The sequence below is a fragment of the Amycolatopsis thermalba genome (assembly GCF_023376025.1).
GTDB classification, from domain to species: domain Bacteria; phylum Actinomycetota; class Actinomycetes; order Mycobacteriales; family Pseudonocardiaceae; genus Amycolatopsis_E; species Amycolatopsis_E thermalba.
This window is the reverse complement of the sequence record NZ_CP091196.1, coordinates 3,128,324-3,146,897: the sequence shown is the minus strand read 5'-3', so window position 1 is coordinate 3,146,897 and position 18,574 is coordinate 3,128,324. Positions and strand designations below refer to the sequence as shown.

Below are 18,574 nucleotides of genomic sequence, written 5' to 3'. Positions count from 1 at the left end.
GCGGACCTTGATCCGCCATTTCGGTGATCTGCCATGCTGGCGACCATGTTCGCGCTGCACTCCGACGACACCGGGCAGACCCGCCGCAGGCCACCGGCGGTCTGGCGGACCATGACGCGTCTGGACCAGGGGCTCGTCGCGCTGACCGGGCGCCTGCGGATCACCGGCCGGATCGCGCCGGAGCTGCGGGGACGGCCGTTCCTGATGGCCGCCAACCACATCGGCGTGTTCGACCCGTTCGTGCTGATCGCGGCCTGCCGGAAGATCGGCATCTCGCCGCGGTTCATGCTGGCCGGCGGGATCCTGGACGCGCCGGTGATCGGGCCCGCGCTGAAGGTCAGCGGGCACCTGCGCATCGACCGCGGCAAGGCCAGCGCGCTGGAGCAGTTCGCGCAGGCCGTGCAGGAGATGCGGACCACCCCGAGCCCGGTCATCGTCTACCCGGAGGGCCGGATCAGCCACGACCCGGGCCTGTGGCCGGAGCGCGGCAAGACGGGCGCCGCGCGGCTCGCGATCGCCGCCGGGGTGCCGGTGGTGCCGATCAGCCAGTGGGGCGCGCACGAGGCCGTGTACTGGGGCACCGAGCGCGTCGAGGGGCCCGCGGACCTGCTGCCGCTGGCCCGGTCCGGGCTGACGGCCCCGCTGCGGCGCCCGACGTACCGGGTGCACTTCGGCGAACCGGTCGACCTGGGCGACATCGAGCCGGACCGCCCGGGCGCCGGGGTGCGCGCGCACGCGAAGATCATGCGCGCGATCACCGCCGGGCTGGTCCCGCTGCGCCGCGACGAGCCGGACGAGCCGAAGTTCCACGACCCGACGCGGCCCACCGACACGATCAGCCCCTGGCGGCCCCGGTGACCGATCCGGAGTCGCTGGCGGAGATCCGCGCCCGCATCGACGCTCTCGACACCGAGTTGATCCGCCTGCTGGCCGCCCGCCAGTCCCTGGTGCGGGCAGCGGCCGCGGTCAAGACCGACGAGCAGGCGGTGCGCGCGCCGGGCCGGGTGGAGCAGGTGATCGCGTCGGTCCGCGACCGGGCGGAGGCTGCGGGACTGGCGCCCGAGGTCGCCGAGCCGGTGTGGCGGGCGATGATCGGCGCCTTCATCGACCTGGAACTGAGCGAGCACGCCCGGCTCGGGAGCGATCAGCGGCGGTAGGCGGCCCCGGGGTGGTCCGCCGCCAGGCGGGGGCCCTCGCCGCCGAGGCGTTCCCGTAGCGTGCCCTCCGCCGGCCGCGCCGGCACCCGGCCCCGGCGGCGCAGCTCGGGCACCACCCAGCGCGTGAAGTCCGCGAACGTGCCCGGCGTCGTGACGTACGCCAGGTTGAAGCCGTCCACGTCGGCCTCCGCCACCCACCGCTCCAGCTCGTCCGCGACCTCCGGGCCGGAACCCGCCACGACCGGCCCGCGGCCGCCGAGCCCGATGAACCCGGCCAGCTCCCGCGGCGTCCACGCCCGCTCGGCCGTCGTGAACGCCGCCAGCGCCGACCGGTTCGCGTCCCCGTCGCGGTAGGTCAGCGGCTCGTCCACCGGCAGTTCGGCCAGGTCGACGCCCGTCCAGCCGCCGAACCGGGCGAACGCGACGGGAACCGAGACCAGCGACCGGTACTCCCGCAGCTTCGCCGCGGCCTCCTCGGACGTCTCGGCCACCACGGGCGTGAGCATCGTGAAGATCTTCACCGCCCGCGGGTCCCGGCCCTGCTCGGCCACGCCCGCGCGGATCGCGTCCACCGAACGGCGCACCGCCCGCGGCGTCGGCCCGGACACGAACACCGCCTCCGCGTGCCGTGCCGCGAACCGCACGCCCCGCGGCGACGCGCCCGCCTGGAACAGCACCGGCGTGCGCTGCGGCGACGGCTCCGACAGGTGCGGCCCGGGTACCGAGAAGTACTTCCCCTGGTGCCCGATGTCGTGCACCTTCGCCGGATCCGCGTACACCCCGCCGGAGCGCACGACGGCGTCGTCCTCCCACGAGCCCTCCCACAGCCGGTAGCAGACCTCGAGGTACTCCTCGGCGATCTCGTACCGCTCGTCGTGCGGCACCTGGGCGCCCAGACCGAGGTTGCGGGCCGCACTGTCCAGATAGGACGTCACGATGTTCCACGCGACCCGCCCCCGCGTCAGGTGGTCCAGTGTGGACAGGCGGCGGGCCAGCGAGTACGGCTGCTCGTACGTCGTGGACACGGTGACCCCGAACCCGAGGTGCGAGGTCACCGCCGCCAGCGCGGGCAGCAGCACAGTCGGCTCGTTCACCGGGATCTGCGCGGCGTCGGCGACCGCGGCGTCCTTCGACCCGCCGTAGACGTCGTACACGCCCAGCACGTCGGCGAGGAACAACGCGTCGAACCCGCCGTCCTCCAGCGTGCGCGCCAGGGCCAGCCAGAAGGACAGGTCAGCGCGGCGGCGATCAGCGGCGCGAACCCGCCGGAGAGCGCCGCGCCGATCTGGTAGCCCAGCGACGCGCCGCTGTAGCGCACGCGGGTGCCGAACAGCTCACCGAACCAGGCGGCCTGCGGCCCGTACATCGCGTCGTGCACCACGTTCACGCCGAACACGATCGCCAGCGCCACGATCCCGGTCACCGACCCGAACAGGTACGGCGGGCGGCGCCCGAAGCGGTCGGACAGGTACCCCCACAGCGGGGTGCTGACCAGCCCGGCCGCGGAGGCGACCATCACCGCGACCAGCCCCACCGAACTGTCCTTGCCGAACGTGGTCTGCAGGTAGGTCAGCGAGTAGGTGGTGAGCAGCACGAACAACGCGATCTGCGACAGCCGCAGCCCGGTGGTCAGCGCGACGTTGCGGGGCTGGGTCCGCAGCACCTCCACCACCGGCAGCCGGGCGGTTTCCCCGCAGGCGCGCAGCTCGGCGAACACCGGCGCGTCGGTCAGCCGCAGCCGGATCACCAGGCCGACCACCACGAGCACCAGGCTGAGCAGGAACGGCACCCGCCACGCCCAGGACAGGAACACGTCATCGCCGGCGAGCGTGCGCACGAGGTAGTAGACGCCGGTGGCCAGCAGCATCCCGGCCGACGAGCCGAGTTGCGTGAAGCTGCCGAACAGCCCGCGCCGGCCGGGTGCGGCGTGCTCGACCGACAGCAGCGCGGCGCCGCCCCACTCCGCGCCGACCGCCAGGCCCTGCACCAGCCGCAGCACCACGAGCAGCGCGGGGGCGGCGATCCCGGCCTGCGCGTAGGTGGGCAGCACCCCGATCGCCGTGGTGGCGATGCCCATCAGCAGCAACGCGCCGACCAGCACCGCCTTGCGACCCACCCGGTCGCCGAGGTGACCGGAGATCACCGCGCCGAGCGGCCGCGCGCCGAAGCCGACCGCGTAGGTGCCGAACGCCGCGAGCGTGCCCGCGGTCGAGGAGACGCTGGGGAAGAACAGCGGTTTGCACACCAGCGCGGTCGCGGTGGCGTAGAGGCAGAAGTCGTACCACTCGATCGTGGTGCCGATCATGCTGCCGATCGCGGCGCTGCGGGGCGTGGTGCGGGGCGGGGACTCGGCCGTGGTCGTCACGTCCAGGCACGGTAAGGATCTCCGCGCGGCCGCGGGTGATCTCTCAGATGCTGGAACCGGTGTGCCGCTCCCCTAGGGTGGTGATCGTGAGCACCCGGATTCTCGTCGTGTACTACAGCGCCACCGGTAACACCGCGAAGCTGGCCGCCGCGCTGGCCGAGGGGGCCGCCGACGCGGGGGCCGAGATGCGGGTGCGCACGGTGCCCGAAACCGCCCCGCCCGAGGCGATCGCGACCAACCCGCGCTGGCGGGCGTGGGTGGACTCCGGGCCGCACGACGACCTGGCCACCCTGGGCGACCTGGAGTGGGCCGACGGGCTCGCGCTCGGCAGCCCGACGCGGTTCGGCGGGCCGGCGAGCCAGCTGAAGTCCTATCTGGACAGCACGGGTGGCCTGTGGGCCAAGGGGAAGCTGGCCGACAAGGTCGCCACGTCGTTCACCACGGCGTCCACCGCGCACGGCGGGCTGGAGGCGACGGTGCTGGCGATGAACAACATCTTCTACCACTGGGGCGCGATCGTGCTGCCGCTCGGTTACGGGCAGCCGCACCTGCTGGAGTCGGGCAACCCCTACGGCGGCTCGTTCGTGTCGCGCAAGGCGGCCGAGCCGGACAAGGAGTCGCTCGAGGCGCTGCGCATCCAGGGCACCCGCCTCGCCACGATCGCCGGGTACGTCCGGGTGGGCCGGGGCTCCTGACCGGCGTGGCTGTTGCGCCGGCCGGCCAGGCCGGGCAACCGCTCCCCCGGCGCGGCCCCGCCGCATTCCACCCCTCTCGCCTGCTAACCGGCGTGCGAGTGTGACCGGTTAGCCGCGGCGTGACGGAATTCCGGTACCGCCGTACCGCCCGGCTGCCTAGGGTGGATCGGGTGGTCACCGAAGCTCCCGCACCCGCGCGTGCGTTCGTCCCGCACCGCGGGCGTGGCACGACGCTGATCCTGGTCTCCTCGGTCTGTTTCGGCAGCTCCGGCACCATCGCGAAACCCGCGATGCTCGCCGGGCTGTCCGCCGAACAGGTCGCCGCGGCGCGGATCGGTCTCGCCGCGCTCGTGCTGGCCGCCGTGGTGGCCCTGGTGAAACCGTCGCTGCTGCGCGTGCGCCGCGCGGAATGGCCCCTGCTGCTCGGCTACGGCCTGCTCGGCGTCGCGGGCGTGCAGCTGTGCTACTTCGTCGCCGCGGGGCGGCTGCCCGTCGGCATCGCGATCCTGCTCGAGTTCACCTCCCCGGTGCTGATCGCGCTGTGGACGCGGTTCGTGCGCGGCGTGCGGCTGCCCGGGCGCATGTGGGCCGGGATCGCGCTCGCCATGGCCGGGCTCGCCGGCGTCGCGCAGGTGTGGCAGGGGCTGAGCCTGGACGCGGCCGGCCTGCTCGCCGGGCTCGGCGCCGCGGTGTGCTCGGCGGCCTACTTCCTGCTCGGCGAGCACGGCGTCAGCACCCGCCACCCGCTCGGCATGGTCACCTGGGGCATGATCATCGGCGCGGTCGCGGTGTGCGCGGTCGCGCCGCCGTGGACCCTGCCCGCCGAGATCCTCACCGCGCCCGGCGAGTTCGGCCCGTGGCGCCCGCCGGTGTGGCTGCTGCTGGTCGCCGTCGCGCTGTTCTCCACCGTGCTGGCCTACGCCATCGGCCTCACCGCGCTGCGCCACCTCCCGGCCTCGGTCGCCAGCGTCATCGGCCTGCTCGAACCCGTCATCGCCACCGCCACCGCGTGGGCACTGCTGCACGAAACCCTCGCCTGGCCCCAGCTCGCCGGCGCGGTCGTCCTGCTGGGCGGCGCGCTGATCGTGCAGCTCAACTCGCCGCGCCCGCAGGTTCCGGAGATCGGAACGCCCGCCGGTACGCCCCCGGCGTCGTACCCACCTGATCGCGGAAGCGGCGGCGCAGGTTGACCGCCGAGGTGAGCCCGACGCGCGCCGCGATCGCCTCCACCGGCAGATCGGTGTCCTCCAGCAGCCGGCGCGCCTCCGCCACCCGGCGGGACAGCAGCCACGCGCCCGGGCTCATGCCGAGCTGCTCCTGGAAGCGCCGCGCCAGCGTGCGGGGCGAGACGTTGAGCCGCGCGGCCAGATCGGTCACCGACAGCGGGGTGCCGAGCCGCTCACCGGCCCAGTCGAGCAGGCCGTCCAGCGCCTCCGCGGGCGGCGCCGGCGGCACGAACTGGTTCTGACCACCGTCGCGGTGCGGGGGCATCACCATGTGCCGCGCGAGGAGTGCGGCGTGCGCGGCCCCGTGGTCCCGCCGCACGAGGTGCAGGCACAGGTCGATCCCGGCGCCCGCACCGGCGCTCGTGGCGACGTCGCCGTGGTCCACGTAGAGCCGGTCCGGCTCCACGCGCACCCGCGGGAACGCGCGCTGAAGCCGGTCGGCGCCCGCCCAGTGCGTGGTGGCCGAGCGGCCGTCCAGCAAGCCGGTCTGCGCCAGCGCGAACACGCCCGAGCAGATCGTGACCAGCCGGGCCCCGCGGGCGTGCGCGCGCAGCAGCGCCCGGCGCACGCGCGGGGACAACGGCGCGTCCAGGGGCCGCCAGCCCGGGATGATCACGGTGTCCGCGGAGGCGAGCGCCGACAGGCCCCGCGGCACCGACATGGCGTACCCCGCGGTCGTCGGCACCGGGCCGGGCGTCTCGGTGCACACGTCGAACTCGTAGTACTGCGGCACGCCGTCCCGCACCGTGCCGAAGACCTCCGCGGCGCAGCCGAGCTCGAACGTCGACTGCACCGGCCGCACGAGGGCGATCACGCGATGCATGGCAAAAAAGTACCCCATGGTGTCTTTCCGGACACTGTCCGGCCGTCGCCCGCGCGCGTCATCTTGGGGACATGCACGACGAAATTCTCGCCCAGGAGGGCTACACCGCGGTCTCCGTCCACGACGCCCCGGCTCGGGAGATCTTCCCCGGGATCCGGCACCGTCCGTTGTGGACCGGGTCCACCGGGGCGCACGCCGATCTGCTGGAGATGGACCCCGGCACGTCCTGGCCCCACCGCGACGTCCACGAACCCGGCACCGAGGAGGTCTACGTGGTGGCGGGCACGTTCAACGACGGCGCGCGCGACTACCCGGCCGGCACCTTCCTGCACGCCCCCGCGGGAACCTGGCACGTGCCGGCCACCACCACGGGGTGCACGCTGTTCCTCTTCTACCCGGAGGGCTAGCCGGCCGGCGTCAGCACGATCCGGCCGTCGGGGTTGAACTCGCCGAGGAACGCGGGCAGGTCCGGACCGGTCCGGCACGTCGGTGGCGCCCAGTTCCCGCAGGCGGTCACCACGCTCGGCCGGCGACGTGGTGACCGCGACGGCCCCGGGCCGCGAGCTGGACCGCCGTGATGCCGATGCTGCCGGCCGCACCCCGCACCAGCACCGACCCGCCGGGCGCGAACCCCGCGCGGGCCAGGCCGAAATGCGCCACCACACCGGAACTCCCGAGCGCCACCGCGTCCACCCCGCCGAACTCCTCGATCACCACTGCTTTCACGTCCGCCGACGCTAACGAACGCCCCCGTCCGCCCTGGACAACCGCGTCCGCATCCTGGACGCGGCCCGCGCGCTGTTCGCCACCGGGGGCTGGACGTGCCGATGCGGGAGAACGCCCGGGCGGACTCCGTCCTGGACGACCTGGTGCTCATAGCGCACCGCGGCCTGCACGCCACCTCGGCGGCGGCGCGCGTCCGGGCCTCCCGGCGCGCTGGTGATCCAGGCGTTTCAGGCCCCGCTCAGCCCTGCCAGCGCACCGTAGAACACCTCCGCGATCCGAGCCGGATCCGGCGCCGCGAACGCCTGGCCCCCGGTGGGCGCGGTGATCGCCGCCAGTTCGACCACGTCCACGTCCGGGCCGATCCCGATGCCGATGATCGCCACCGGGCGGGCCGGGTCGGACAGCCGGGTCAGCTCCGCCAGCAGCGCGTCCCGGCTGATGCCGTGGTCGTCGTCGTTGCGGCCGTCGGTCAGGACGATCACCAGGTTGAGCCGCCCGGGCTGCCACTCCGCGGACGCCAGCCGGTACGCGGCCAGCACCGTGTCGTACAACCCGGTGTCGCCGTCGGGCGTGGCCTGGATCGCGCGCAACCGCTCCGCCGCCCCCGACGCCAGCTGATCGCTCACCGGCCGCATCGGCAGCACCTCGCGGTAGTCGCGGTCGCCGTCCAGGCGCGTGGCGAACTCCCACACACCGGTCTCCGACGTCGGCTTGAACAGCGACAGCGCCCGCGCCGCCGCGTCGGTGGTCAGCTGCATCCGCGTCCGGCCGGTGCCGGGCACCTCGACGTCCATCGACCCGGACACGTCGATCAGCACCCGCGCCCGCGAGCTGGAGTTGATCCGCGCCCACTGCCCGAGCAGCGCGTCCACGTCGGCGTCGGTCGGCACCGCGGGCGACGGCAGGGTCCGGTCGCTGATGTTCAGCCCCGCGCCGTCGCGCAGGTACCGGCCGTCCGGGGTGCGGAACCCGGCGTCGGCCAGTGCGTTCGTCCCCTCCAGGCCGAGCAGCGCGGACAGCAGCGCCGCCGCGGCCGCGCGCTGGGACTCCCCCGCCCCGCCGAGCACGGCGAACGGGTAATCGAGCGCGGGCGCCTCGGCCTGGTAGCTCGCCACCAGCCCGCTCTGGGTGCCGGCGACGCCGGTGCGCACGTTGTGGCGCAGCAGCGCGTTCTCCGACACGGGGAACCCGGCGAGCGTGCGATCGGCGAGCCGCGTGAACAAGTCGTCGGTCGCCGGGACCGCGTTCGGGGACAACCGGCGCAGCGTGGCGGCGTAGGCGTCGGCGGCCGGCACCGCGGCGCGGATGCCGATCAGCGCGGACAGGCCCGCCGGGTCCCGGCCCGGATCGGGCAGCCCGAGCGCGAGGCCGGGCGCGCCGAGCACGTCGGCCCAGGACGGCACGCGGCCGGGCCAGCCCAGGCCCGCCGCCACCTCCTCGGTCACCGCGAACACCACCGGTGAGCTGGCGATGCTGGTGCCGCCCGCGATCCCGCTCGCGCCGACGCCCTTGGCGCGCCGCAGCTGCAGCGTCGACTCCGGGATCCACACGTCCGGCCGGACCGCGCCGCCGGGCAGGGCCAGCGACTGCGCGACCGCGGCCGAGCCGACCGCGTTGACCTCGAACGCGGCGCACCCGGTCTGCGCCACCCGGCGGGCGACCTGCGCGACCGCCGGCGCCACCGCGGGCGCGGCGGCGACGCGCACGACCACCGGCCGCTCACATCCGCCCTGGTCACGCACCACGCTGGTGGCGATCCAGCCGGCTCCGCCGAGCACGACGAGGACACCGGCGACCGCCCACGCCCGCCGCGGCCGCCGCCGGGCGGGAGACGAATGTCGGCCCACCTCGCACCGCCTCCGCTGCCTCGCTCGCCAGGATGCGATCCAGGTTAGGCGCAGTGACGGAGATTACCTACGCTGTCGGATCGGCCTGTCCGTACGTCACCGGGATGACGGTCGGCACGATCATCGGGCGGCGCCGGTAGGTCTCGGCGACCCATCGGCCCACCACACGGCGCACGGCCTGGGCGATCCGGTGGCTGTCGGTGATGCCCTCGACCTCGGTGCGGGACAGCTCCATCTCCACGAGCGGAACCACCGCATCGAGTGCCTTCGGGTCGTCGGAGAACCCGCGCCCGGACACCGTGGGGGTGCTCACCGCGCGGCCGGTGGTCGAGTCGATCGCGACGTTGATCGCGATGAACCCGCCCTCGCCGAGCACCAGCCGGTCGGACAGAGTCGACTCGCCGACGTCGCCGACCGACAGGCCGTCGACGTAGACGTGCCCGACCTCGACCCGCCCGGCCGTGCGCGCCCGGCCGTCCACCAAATCGACCACCACGCCGTTCTCGGCCAGCACCACGTTCTCCGGCGCCACCCCGGTGCGGATCGCGAGCGCGCCGTTGGCCCGCAGGTGCCGCCACTCGCCGTGCACCGGCATGACGTTGCTCGGCCGGATCGCGTTGTAGAGGAACAGCAGCTCCCCCGCCGAGGCGTGCCCGGACACGTGCACCTTCGCGTTGCCCTGGTGCACCACGTTCGCGCCGAGCCGGACCAGGCCGTTGACCACGCCGAACACGGCGGTCTCGTTGCCCGGGATGAGCGAGCTGGCCAGCACGACCGTGTCCCCGGCGCGGATCGAGATCTGCCGGTGCTCGCCGCGCGCCATCCGGGACAGCGCCGACAGCGGTTCGCCCTGCGACCCGGTGGAGACGAACAGCACCCGGCTCTCCGGCAGGTTGACGGCCTCCTCGAGGTTGATCAGCAGGCCCTCGGGGATGTTCAGCAGGCCCAGGTCCGCCGCGATGCCCATGTTGCGGACCATCGACCGCCCCACGAACGCCACCCGGCGGCCGTGCCGGACCGCCGCGTCGAGCACCTGCTGCACGCGGTGCACGTGGCTGGCGAAACAGGCCACGATCACCCGTTGCGTGACCTTGCCGATGACATCGTCGAGCACCGGGCCGATGTCGCGCTCCGGGGTGACGAACCCGGGCACCTCGGCGTTGGTCGAGTCGATGCACAGCAGGTCCACGCCCTCGTCGCCGAGGCGGGAGAACCCGGCCAGGTCGGTCAGGCGGTTGTCCAGCGGCAGCTGGTCGAGCTTGATGTCACCGGTGTGCAGCACGACCCCGGCCGGGGTGCGCAGCGCCACCGCCAGCGCGTCCGGGATCGAGTGGTTGACCGCGAAGAACTCCAGCTCGAACGGTCCCACCGTGCGCCGCTCCGACTCGGTCACCTCGATCAGCTTCGGCCGCTGCCGGTGCTCCCGGCACTTGGCCTCCAGCAGCGCGAGCGTGAACCGCGAGCCGTAGACCGGCAGGTCCGGCCGCAGGCGCAGCAGGAACGGCACGGCGCCGATGTGGTCCTCGTGGCCGTGGGTGAGCACGAGGGCCTCGATGTCGGACAGCCGGTCCTCGATCGCCCGGAAGTCGGGCAGGATCAGGTCGACGCCGGGCTGCTCGTCCTCGGGGAAGAGCACGCCGCAGTCGACGATCAGCAGGCGGTTGTCGTACTCGAAGACGGTCATGTTGCGGCCGACCTCGCCGATGCCGCCGAGGGCGACCGTGCGCAGGCCGCCTTCGGGCAGTGCGGGTGGGGTGTTGGTCGGTCCGGGTCCTGCCGAGATCACCTGTGAATGGTCCCAACGCTGGTGTGAGTGGTGGGTGCGACGTAGGCCGCCGCGGAGTCGGCCTGCGCCACCCGGGAAGAGTGCCAGTCCGGTGACGGCGACTCCGCCAGGGGGACCCCTGCCTGGGCGAGGTCGGTGGCGATCGCCTCGACCTGCTCCGGGGTCGCGGGCACGATCGGCAGCCGCGGGCCGCCGACCGGGTGGCCGCGCAGGGCGAGCGCGGTCTTGGCGAACACGACACCGCCGACGCGCGACATGGCGCGGAAGACGGGCAGCATGCCGCGGTGGTTGGTGCGGGCGGTCGAGGTGTCGCCGTCCTCGTAGGCCTCGATCATGGCCCGGATCCGGCCGGCCACCACGTGACCGATCACGCTCACCACCCCGGCCGCGCCGACCGACAGCCACGGCAGGTTCAGCGCGTCGTCGCCGGAGTAGTAGGCCAGGTGGGTGTTGGCGATGACCTCGCTGCCGGCCAGCAGGTCGCCCTTGGCGTCCTTGACGGCCAGGATGCGCGGGTGCTCGGCCAGGCGGCGCAGCGTGTCGACCTCGATCGGCACGATCGAGCGCGGCGGGATGTCGTAGAGCATCACGGGCAGGCCGGTGGCGTCGGCGACCGTGGTGAAGTGCGCGTACAGGCCGGCCTGCGACGGACGCGAGTAGTAGGGGGTGACCAGCAGGACGCCGTGGGCGCCGGCCTTCTCGGCCTGCTGCACCAGCTCGACGCTGTGCGCGGTGTTGTAGGTCCCGGCGCCCGCGATCACGGTGGCGCGGTCGCCCACCGCCTCGGCGACGGCGCGGACCACGTCCGCCTTCTCGGCGTCGGTCGTGGTCGGGCTCTCGCCGGTGGTGCCGTTGACGACCAGACCGTCGTTGCCCAGCTCCACGAGGTGCTCGGCGAGCTCCTGCGCCCGCTTCAGGTCGACTGCGCCGTCCGCGTCGAAGGGGGTGACCATCGCGGTGAGCACGCGCCCGAAGGGCCTCCCGGGCGCTGCCGAAGGTGGGTTGGACATGCTCTGACGGTACCTCTTCTCGCTGTGAATATTCGTGCCGACCTGCCAAAACGGCATGATCCGCAGGAACGGGCCACCCTCCGCCGGAGAATCGCTGGACCAGGTGATCTCCCGCCGTAACCTTTCGCGTCAGCGGACCTTGCGGGTGACCGCCTCGGTGAGCTGCCCGCCGCCCTTCTTCGCGACCAGGCAGTAGATGCCGCGGACCGGGTCGTCGTAGGACTCCTCGGGGGCGGCCTCCCACTCGGCCCGCGCCGGCACGAGCGCGCGGTAGGTGAGCGTGGCGCGGGCGTCCGCGTCGAGGGTTGCGGAGTGGAAGCTCAGCGCGCAGAAGGACTCGGCGTAGCGGCGCAGCGCGTCGGCGCCCGGATAGGCCACGAACCCGGCCTCGTCGTCCCCGGCGCTGGAGTTGCCGAGGCTGTCCTGCTCGTCGTAGACCTCCAGCTCGTGCGGCTTGTCGCAGCTGACCTGGTTGTCGGAGTTGATCCGGTAACCGGGGTCGAGGCGGCCGTTGTAGCACCGGTACGAGCTGCCCGGGTCGAAGTCCAGGTCGCCGCCGGTCCCGTAGATCATGGTCGGCAGCATCGCGTCGTCCGCGCGCTCTCCCGCCCACCACTGGCCGGCCAGGAAACCGCCGGCGAGCAGCAGCACGCCCAGCACCGCGCCCGCGGTGACCCACAGCCCGCGGCGGCTCTTGCGTGGCGGCACCGGGGCGAACCGGGTCGGCGGCGGTCCGGTGTGGACCGCGGTGCCCATCCCGCCGGGCGGGGTGTTGTGCGCGGCGATGCCGAGCAGGTGCCCGGCCTGGGCGGCGGAGATCCGGCCGTCCGGGTTGGCCACCAGCAGGCCCATGATCGCCGAGGCGAGCGGGCCCTGCGCCCGGGTCAGGTACGGCACCTCGGTGAGGATCGCGTTCATCGTCGCCGCGGTGGTCGGGCGGTCGAACGCCGACTTGCCCTCCACGGCCAGGAACAGCGTCGCGCCCAGGGACCACAGATCGGAGGCGGGCAGCGCCTCCCGGCCGTCGAGCCGCTCCGGGGCCATGAACGCCGGCGAGCCCACGATCGTCCCGCTCGAGGTCAGCCGCGGGTCGTCGATCGCGGTGGCGATGCCGAAGTCGGTGAGCTTCACCCGCCCGTTCGGGCCCACCATGATGTTGCCGGGCTTGACATCGCGGTGCACGATGCCGGCCTCGTGCGCGGCCTGCAGCGCGGAGAGCACCTGCTGCCCGATCGAGGCCACCTGCTGCGGCGGCAGCGCGCCGTGCTGGCGCACCAGGTCGCCCAGCGTGGGCGCCTCGACCAGCTCCATCACGATGTAGGTCGCGCCGCCCTCGGCGACCACGTCGAAGACCGTGACGATCGCCGGGTCGTTGAGCCGTCCGGCGGTGCGCACCTCGCGCAGCACGCGCTCGGTGAACACGGTCTCCTCGGCGCCGTCGGCGAGGCGCAGTTCCTTGATCGCGACCTGGCGGCCGATCACCTGGTCCTGCGCCCGCCACACGACGCCGTGCCCGCCCCGGCCCAGCTCGCCGAGGAGCGCGTAGCGGCCGGCCACGACCCGCGGTCCGGCCGGGCGCGGGGTGGTCTGCTGGGTCTGCTCTTCGGTCAACGTGGCTCCGGTGATCGTGACTGTTCGGACAGCGGGATGCTAGTCCGACCGTCGCCGGCGCCGAACGGTTCCGGGTTCAGCCCGCGAAGGTGAGGTAGATCAGGGCCACGTTCAGGGTGATGATCACGGCCGCGATGACCCACGCCAGCGTCGTGGTGACGCGGTGGTTGGCGGCCGGGCCCATCAGGCCGCGGTCGCTGGTCAGCCGCACCAGCGGGACCAGGGCGAACGGGATGCCGAAGGACAGCACCACCTGGGAGACCACCAGCGCGCGGCTGGGGTCCACGCCGATCGCGAGCACCACGATCGCGGGCAGCAGCGTGATCAGCCGCCGCACCAGCAGCGGGATCCGCTTGCGCAGCAGGCCCTGCATGATCATCGCGCCGGCGTAGGCGCCCACCGACGTCGACGCCAGGCCCGAGGCCAGCAGCCCGATCGCGAACAGCAGTGCCACGGCCGGGCCGAGGGTGTCCCCGACGGCGGCGTGGGCGCCCGCGATCGAGTCGACGCCCTCCTGGCCCTGCAGGTTCGTCGCGGCCAGCAGCACCATCGACAGGTTCACCGCGCCGGCCAGCAGCATCGCCAGGCCCACGTCGAACCGGGTGATGCGCAGCAGGCGGAACTGCCGGGCGCGCTCGACCTTGCCGTGCCGGTCGCGGGCGAGGCCGGAGTGCAGGTAGACGGCGTGCGGCATGACGGTGGCGCCGAGCATCGCGGCGGCGATCAGCACGCTCTCGGTGCCCGCGAACTTCGGCACCAGGCCGGCGGCCGCGTCGGCGGCCGACGGTGGCTCCACGAAGACGCTGGCCAGGAAGCCGACCGCGATGACGCCGAGCAGGCCGGTGATGACCCGCTCGAACGGCCGCTGGCCGCGCCGGTCCTGCACCAGCAGCAGCGCCATCGACACCACGCCGGTGATCACGCCGCCGACCAGCAACGGCAGGTCGAACAGCAGGTTCAGGGCGATCGCGCCGCCGACGACCTCGGCCAGGTCGGTCGCGATCGCGACCATCTCGGCCTGCGCCCAGTAGCCCAGGCGGACCGTCCGCGGCATCCGCTCGCGCAGGTTCTCCGGCAGGGACAGCCCGGTGACCAGGCCCAGCTTCGCCGACAGGTACTGGACCAGCCCGGCCATCAGGTTCGCGGCCACGATCACCCACACCAGCAGGTAGCCGAACTGGGCGCCGGCGCTGATGTTGGAGGCGACGTTGCCCGGATCGACGTAGGCGATCGCGGCGACGAACGCCGGGCCGAGGAGCAGGGAGCCGGAGCGCACCCGCTTGAGCCGTGGTCCGAGCTGATCCGTCAGCGCCATGCGCCCTCCCGTCACCGTGCCGAACCACGATTTTAGGCAAGCCGAACTTCGGCGTACAGAGCGGCGAAATGTGGCCTGCGTCGCCGCCTGACTACCCGGCAGAGCCGAAAGTTAGTCGCGGGCCTGCCCGGCTCCGGCCGCGTCCCAGTCCGGGCCGTCGACGAAGTGCACGTCGTACTGTTCGTGGATCCGCGTGACCTCCTCCTCGGCGAGGTCGCCGCGCAGGATTTCCGGCAGCCGCCGGAAGTAGCCGAACCGTTCGACGCCCGGGACCAGCGTGATGAGGACGTCCGCGGGGCTGTCCGGCGGAGCGGCGAACGCGTGCCGGACACCCGCCGGCACCACCGCGTAGCCGCCCTGCCGGACAGTGATCACCTCGGCGCCGATCAGCATCCGCAGGGTTCCGGCGAGCACGTAGAACGCCTCCGCGGAGCGCGCGTGGTAGTGCGGCTTCGTGCCGGGTTCCCCGGGCTCGAGGTGCAGCCGGTTCGCGCCGAGCAGCCCGCCGGTGTGGCTCGCGTCGGCCAGCAGCTGCAACGCGGGCCGCGCCACGGTTTCCGCCTCGTCCGCCTGGACCACCCATGCGCCGGTCATCGTCGCCTCCTTGGTAGTTGAAGTCTTCAACTACCATAGCCGTGAGTGGTTGAAGACGTCAACTGCTAGGGTGGGGCGGTGACCGAGTGGCTCGACGCGGATCAGCAACGCGACTGGCGGGCGTTCATCGAGGGATCGATCCGGTTCATCGACCTGCTCGACCGCAACCTGCAGGACCGGCACGGCCTGGCCCTGGCGGAGTTCGAACTCCTGGTGCGGCTGTCCGAAGCGGACGGACGGTCGATGCGGATGGCCGACCTCGCGGCGTCGGCGTACTACTCCCGGAGCCGGCTTTCGCACCGGATCAAGGGCCTGGAGGCACGCGGCCTGGTCCACCGCACCCCGAGCGACGACGACCGGCGCGGGGTGGTCGCCCGCCTGACCGACGCCGGGTACGAGGCGCTGAGCCGAGCGGCGCCGGACAACCTGCGGACGGTCCGGAAGCACTTCTTCGACGTGATCCCGGCGGAGGACCTGAAGACCATCGGCCGCGCGATGCGCGCCGTCACGGAGCGACTGGAGTAGAAGGCGCCCTGCGCGACCACCGGCGCTAGCGGCACACGCCCGGCGCGACCACCCGCGCTAGCTGTATCCGGCCGTTAGGTTGGTAGCCGGCTGATGGGCGGTCGTCCTCCGAGTGCGCTGTGGCGGCGTTCAGTGTTGTAGTGCTCGATCCAGGCTGCAAGTGCTGCTGCTCGTGCCTCGTTGCTGGTGAAGGCGTGCCGGTAGGCCCACTCGGCCTGGAGGGTGCGGTTGAGGCGCTCGACTTTCCCGTTCTGCCAGGGGCAGTGGGGCCGGATGAACTTGTGTGTTGCGCCGAGTGCTGCGACCGCGGCGGCCATGTCGCGTGATCGTCGGTAGCTGAGGTGGTTGTCGGTGATCACGCGCTCGATACGGGAGATCCCGTGATCGGCGAAGTAGGCGGCGGCACGCAGTAGGAACGCCGCGCAGGTCGAGCCCTTCTCGTCGGGCAGGATCTCGGAGTAGGCCAGGCGGGAGTGGTCGTCGACGAGTGAGTGGACGTAGTCGTAGCCGATGCCGCGAGCACGGACCTGTTCACTGCGGCCGTGGACACGCCAGCCACCGCCGTCGGGGATCTTGCCGAGCTTCTTGACGTCCATGTGGACCAGCTCGCCCGGTCGTTCGCGTTCGTAACGGACGCCGGTTGCGCGGGAGGCGCGAATGACGTCGCCGGTGATCGGGTCGCACTCGGCCAGGTAGGGCACCTCGTGGCGGCGCAGGATCCGCGACACGGTGCGGGGCGGGAGTCCGAGCTCGAGGCCGATCCAGTCCTGTCCGCGGCGTTCGCGGTGACGTAGGTCTAACACCCGCTGCTCGACCTCGTCGGGCGTGCGGTTGGGGCTCGTGTGTGGGCGTGAGGAGCGGGTGACCAGGCCAGACTCGCCTTCGGCGGCGTAGCGGTCGATCCAGGTCTTCACACACTTGCGGGACACGCCCATCGCTTCGGCGATGTGGGCCTGTTTCCAGCCGGCCTGGTGGCGTTGAACGATCAGTCGCCGACCGTGAACCGTCAGCCGGGCACTACCGTGGAACACGAAAACCTCCGGATCGGAGTGGGCCTTAGACAAGCCACATCCCAACCGGAGGTTCTCCTTTACTCAGCCAGACACGCCGCTACCAACGTCCTGACCGGATACACCTAGCGCCACGCGCCGGGGCGGGCACCGGCGCTGGGTCACACGCCCGGCGCGGCCACCGGCGCTAGCGCCACGCGCCGGGGCGGGCACCGGCACTGCAACCCCACACCCCGGACGACACCGGCGCTACGCCCCGCAGCCGGCACGGTCGGCCCGTGCGCAGCGGCTGCGCCGCGCGTCGACGAGGCATCCAGGATGCGCCCCCGCCACCGCGGCTTGCGCCGCCACCTCGCGCCCGGGCGCGCGCAGTGCCTGCACCGCAACCCGAACTCGGCTTCAGGCGAGGCCGGCCACCAGGCACTCGGACTACCGGCCCAGCCGAGGCCCGCCACCACGCGCCCAGCCCCCAGCGCCGCCCCCGCCGACGCCAGTCGGCGCCCGCCGCCACGCGCCCAGCCGCCCCCAGCACGGCCCCCGCCGACGCCAGTCGGCGCCCGCCGACGCCAGTCGGCGCCCGCCGCCACGCGCCCAGCCGCCCCCAGCACGGCCCCGCGGGCCTCAGTCGGCGCCGGCGACCTCGTGTCCGGCCGCGCGCAGCGCCGCCACCGCGCGCGTCAGTTCGGCGTCCTTGACCAGCACGTGGTCGGTGTCGAAGGTCGACAGCGTGAACAGCGCGACCCCGGCCGAGGCCAGTTCGCTCGCCAGGGCGGCGATGATCCCGGTCAGGGTGAACGCCAGCGGGCCCCGCACGGTCAGCAGCCGCCACCCGGACTCGACCCGGGCGCCCTCCGGCACCAGGCCGGCCGGGCAGATCACCGACGTCTCCGCGGGCGTGCGGGTGATCGAGACCAACCCGTCCGGCGCGTCCAGGCCGGGCACCGGAGCGCCCGGCTCCAGCCGCGCCACCGCGTACTCGCCCGGCTGGACGTCGATCGCGAGCCGTTTCACCCTTCCAGGACCTTCGGGCTGGAGGCGACCTCGGTGCCGTCGGGCAGCGTCGAGATCGTGAAGTCGGCGAAGACGTTCGGCGCGGCCTTCTGCAGCTGCCGCAAGCACTCCACGGCCAGGCCGCGGATCTCCACGTCGGCGTTCTCGGTGGCGCGCATGGCGATGAAGTGCCGCCAGGCGCGGTAGTTGCCGGTCACCACGATGCGGGTCTCGGTGGCGTTGGGCAGCACCGACCGCGCGGCCTGGCGCGCCTGCTTGCGGCGCAGCGTGGCGCTCGGCGCGTCGGCGAACTTGTGCTCCAGCCCGGCCAGCAGCTCGTTGTAGGCGTCGGCACTCGCCTGCGCGGCCTTGAGGAACTTCTCGTGCAGCTCCGGGTCGTTCGCGATGACGTCCGGCTCGACGAACGCCGCGTCGCGCTCGGGCACGTACCGCTGCGACAGCTGCGAGTAGGAGAAGTGGCGGTGCCGGATCAGCTCGTGCGTCAGCGAGCGCGACACCCCGCTGATGTAGAAGCTCACCGAACCGTGCTCCAGCACCGACAGGTGACCGACCTCGATGATGTGGTCGATGTAGCCGGCGTTGGTGGCCGTCTTCGGGTTCGGCTTCTTCCACGACTGGTAGCAGGCGCGGCCCGCGAACTCGGCGAGCGCCTCACCGCCCTCCGCGTCGGTCGACCACGGCACGTCCTCCGGCGGGAAGAACTCCGTCTTCGCGATCAGCTGAACCTTCGGCGACACGGTCTCGGCCACGGTCGCACTCCTTCCCCTCAACGACTCCCCGGCAGCGTAACCGCCGGGTCCGACAACTTCCCCGCGACACCACGTGGTGTCATCACCGCCTTGACTGACACCACTAGTGACGTCATAGTGGTGT

The 18,574-nt window shown here is 73.1% G+C and carries 17 protein-coding genes and 2 pseudogenes; 6 read left to right on the top strand and 13 right to left on the bottom strand.

Annotated features, from left to right (window positions below):
* Positions 1-33 precede the first annotated feature (33 nt).
* Together L1857_RS15210 and L1857_RS15205 are read left to right on the top strand one after the other, a co-directional pair.
* Positions 34-858, top strand: a complete 825-nt coding sequence (locus L1857_RS15210; RefSeq protein ID WP_249465384.1) for a lysophospholipid acyltransferase family protein — start codon at positions 34-36, stop codon at positions 856-858.
* Positions 855-1,157, top strand: a complete 303-nt coding sequence (locus L1857_RS15205; RefSeq protein WP_233157295.1) for a chorismate mutase — start codon at positions 855-857, stop codon at positions 1,155-1,157. The genes L1857_RS15210 and L1857_RS15205 overlap by 4 nt, the downstream gene beginning before the upstream one ends.
* Here the strand turns inward: L1857_RS15205 and L1857_RS15200 are convergent.
* A complete protein-coding gene (locus L1857_RS15200) occupies positions 1,145-2,377 on the bottom strand; it encodes an LLM class flavin-dependent oxidoreductase (protein ID WP_249467422.1) in 1,233 nt (410 codons plus the stop codon). The two genes, L1857_RS15205 and L1857_RS15200, sit on opposite strands and share 13 nt — an antisense overlap.
* 212 nt (positions 2,378-2,589) lie before the next feature.
* Positions 2,590-3,462, bottom strand: a pseudogene (locus L1857_RS15195) (MFS transporter); the annotation flags it as partial.
* A gap of 146 nt (positions 3,463-3,608) precedes the next feature.
* Here L1857_RS15195 and wrbA point away from each other — a divergent pair.
* Both wrbA and L1857_RS15185 read left to right on the top strand, forming a co-directional pair.
* On the top strand, positions 3,609-4,217 hold the full coding sequence (gene wrbA / locus L1857_RS15190; protein WP_116115030.1) for an NAD(P)H:quinone oxidoreductase: 609 nt from the start codon (positions 3,609-3,611) through the stop codon (positions 4,215-4,217).
* Between the two features lie 170 nt (positions 4,218-4,387).
* The gene (locus tag L1857_RS15185) at positions 4,388-5,407 is read left to right on the top strand and encodes an EamA family transporter (protein ID WP_094005900.1); all 1,020 of its coding nucleotides are present in this window, start codon (positions 4,388-4,390) and stop codon (positions 5,405-5,407) included.
* On the opposite strand, the gene L1857_RS15180 is transcribed toward L1857_RS15185, so the two are convergent.
* The gene (locus L1857_RS15180; RefSeq protein WP_116115014.1) at positions 5,310-6,266 is read right to left on the bottom strand and encodes a GlxA family transcriptional regulator; all 957 of its coding nucleotides are present in this window, start codon (positions 6,264-6,266) and stop codon (positions 5,310-5,312) included. The genes L1857_RS15185 and L1857_RS15180 overlap by 98 nt on opposite strands.
* Positions 6,267-6,337: 71 nt before the next feature.
* On the opposite strand from L1857_RS15180, the gene L1857_RS15175 reads away from it, so the two are divergent.
* Positions 6,338-6,673 carry a cupin domain-containing protein gene (locus L1857_RS15175; RefSeq protein WP_116115016.1) on the top strand — a complete coding sequence of 112 codons (336 nt, stop codon included), beginning with the start codon at positions 6,338-6,340 and terminating at the stop codon, positions 6,671-6,673.
* Between the two features lie 60 nt (positions 6,674-6,733).
* Here L1857_RS15175 and L1857_RS15170 read toward each other — a convergent pair.
* From L1857_RS15170 to L1857_RS15140, 7 genes and pseudogenes are all read right to left on the bottom strand, one after another.
* Positions 6,734-6,956: pseudogene (locus L1857_RS15170) on the bottom strand (NADPH:quinone reductase); the annotation flags it as partial.
* Between the two features lie 263 nt (positions 6,957-7,219).
* Positions 7,220-8,839, bottom strand: a complete 1,620-nt coding sequence (locus L1857_RS15165; protein WP_116115018.1) for a substrate-binding domain-containing protein — start codon at positions 8,837-8,839, stop codon at positions 7,220-7,222.
* 67 nt (positions 8,840-8,906) lie between these two features.
* Entirely contained in the window at positions 8,907-10,622 is a 1,716-nt protein-coding gene (locus L1857_RS15160) for a ribonuclease J (protein ID WP_429728378.1), read from the bottom strand.
* Positions 10,622-11,635 carry a 4-hydroxy-tetrahydrodipicolinate synthase gene (gene dapA / locus L1857_RS15155; protein WP_094005877.1) on the bottom strand — a complete coding sequence of 338 codons (1,014 nt, stop codon included), beginning with the start codon at positions 11,633-11,635 and terminating at the stop codon, positions 10,622-10,624. The genes L1857_RS15160 and dapA overlap by 1 nt, the downstream gene beginning before the upstream one ends.
* Before the next feature lie 129 nt (positions 11,636-11,764).
* Complete coding sequence (locus L1857_RS15150; RefSeq protein WP_116115024.1) at positions 11,765-13,246, bottom strand: serine/threonine-protein kinase; 1,482 nt, start codon at positions 13,244-13,246, stop codon at positions 11,765-11,767.
* Between the two features lie 76 nt (positions 13,247-13,322).
* Positions 13,323-14,561 (bottom strand): Nramp family divalent metal transporter, encoded by a 1,239-nt coding sequence (locus tag L1857_RS15145; protein ID WP_162831264.1) that lies wholly within the window; start codon positions 14,559-14,561, stop codon positions 13,323-13,325.
* Between the two features lie 111 nt (positions 14,562-14,672).
* Positions 14,673-15,155: a cupin domain-containing protein gene (locus L1857_RS15140; protein ID WP_116115026.1), complete on the bottom strand. Its 483-nt coding sequence runs from the start codon at positions 15,153-15,155 to the stop codon at positions 14,673-14,675.
* A 78-nt stretch (positions 15,156-15,233) separates the two neighbouring features.
* On the opposite strand from L1857_RS15140, the gene L1857_RS15135 reads away from it, so the two are divergent.
* Positions 15,234-15,680 carry a MarR family winged helix-turn-helix transcriptional regulator gene (locus tag L1857_RS15135; RefSeq protein ID WP_116115028.1) on the top strand — a complete coding sequence of 149 codons (447 nt, stop codon included), beginning with the start codon at positions 15,234-15,236 and terminating at the stop codon, positions 15,678-15,680.
* A gap of 74 nt (positions 15,681-15,754) precedes the next feature.
* On the opposite strand, the gene L1857_RS15130 is transcribed toward L1857_RS15135, so the two are convergent.
* The 3 genes from L1857_RS15130 to thyX all read right to left on the bottom strand — a co-directional run bounded on the left by L1857_RS15130 (position 15,755) and on the right by thyX (position 18,450).
* Positions 15,755-16,711: an IS481 family transposase gene (locus tag L1857_RS15130; RefSeq protein WP_094009241.1), complete on the bottom strand. Its 957-nt coding sequence runs from the start codon at positions 16,709-16,711 to the stop codon at positions 15,755-15,757.
* 600 nt (positions 16,712-17,311) lie between these two features.
* Positions 17,312-17,701, bottom strand: coding sequence for an ACT domain-containing protein (locus L1857_RS15125; protein WP_094005873.1), 390 nt, complete (start codon positions 17,699-17,701; stop codon positions 17,312-17,314).
* A complete protein-coding gene (gene thyX, locus L1857_RS15120; RefSeq protein ID WP_094005872.1) occupies positions 17,698-18,450 on the bottom strand; it encodes an FAD-dependent thymidylate synthase in 753 nt (250 codons plus the stop codon). The genes L1857_RS15125 and thyX overlap by 4 nt, the downstream gene beginning before the upstream one ends.
* Positions 18,451-18,574: the final 124 nt, after the last annotated feature.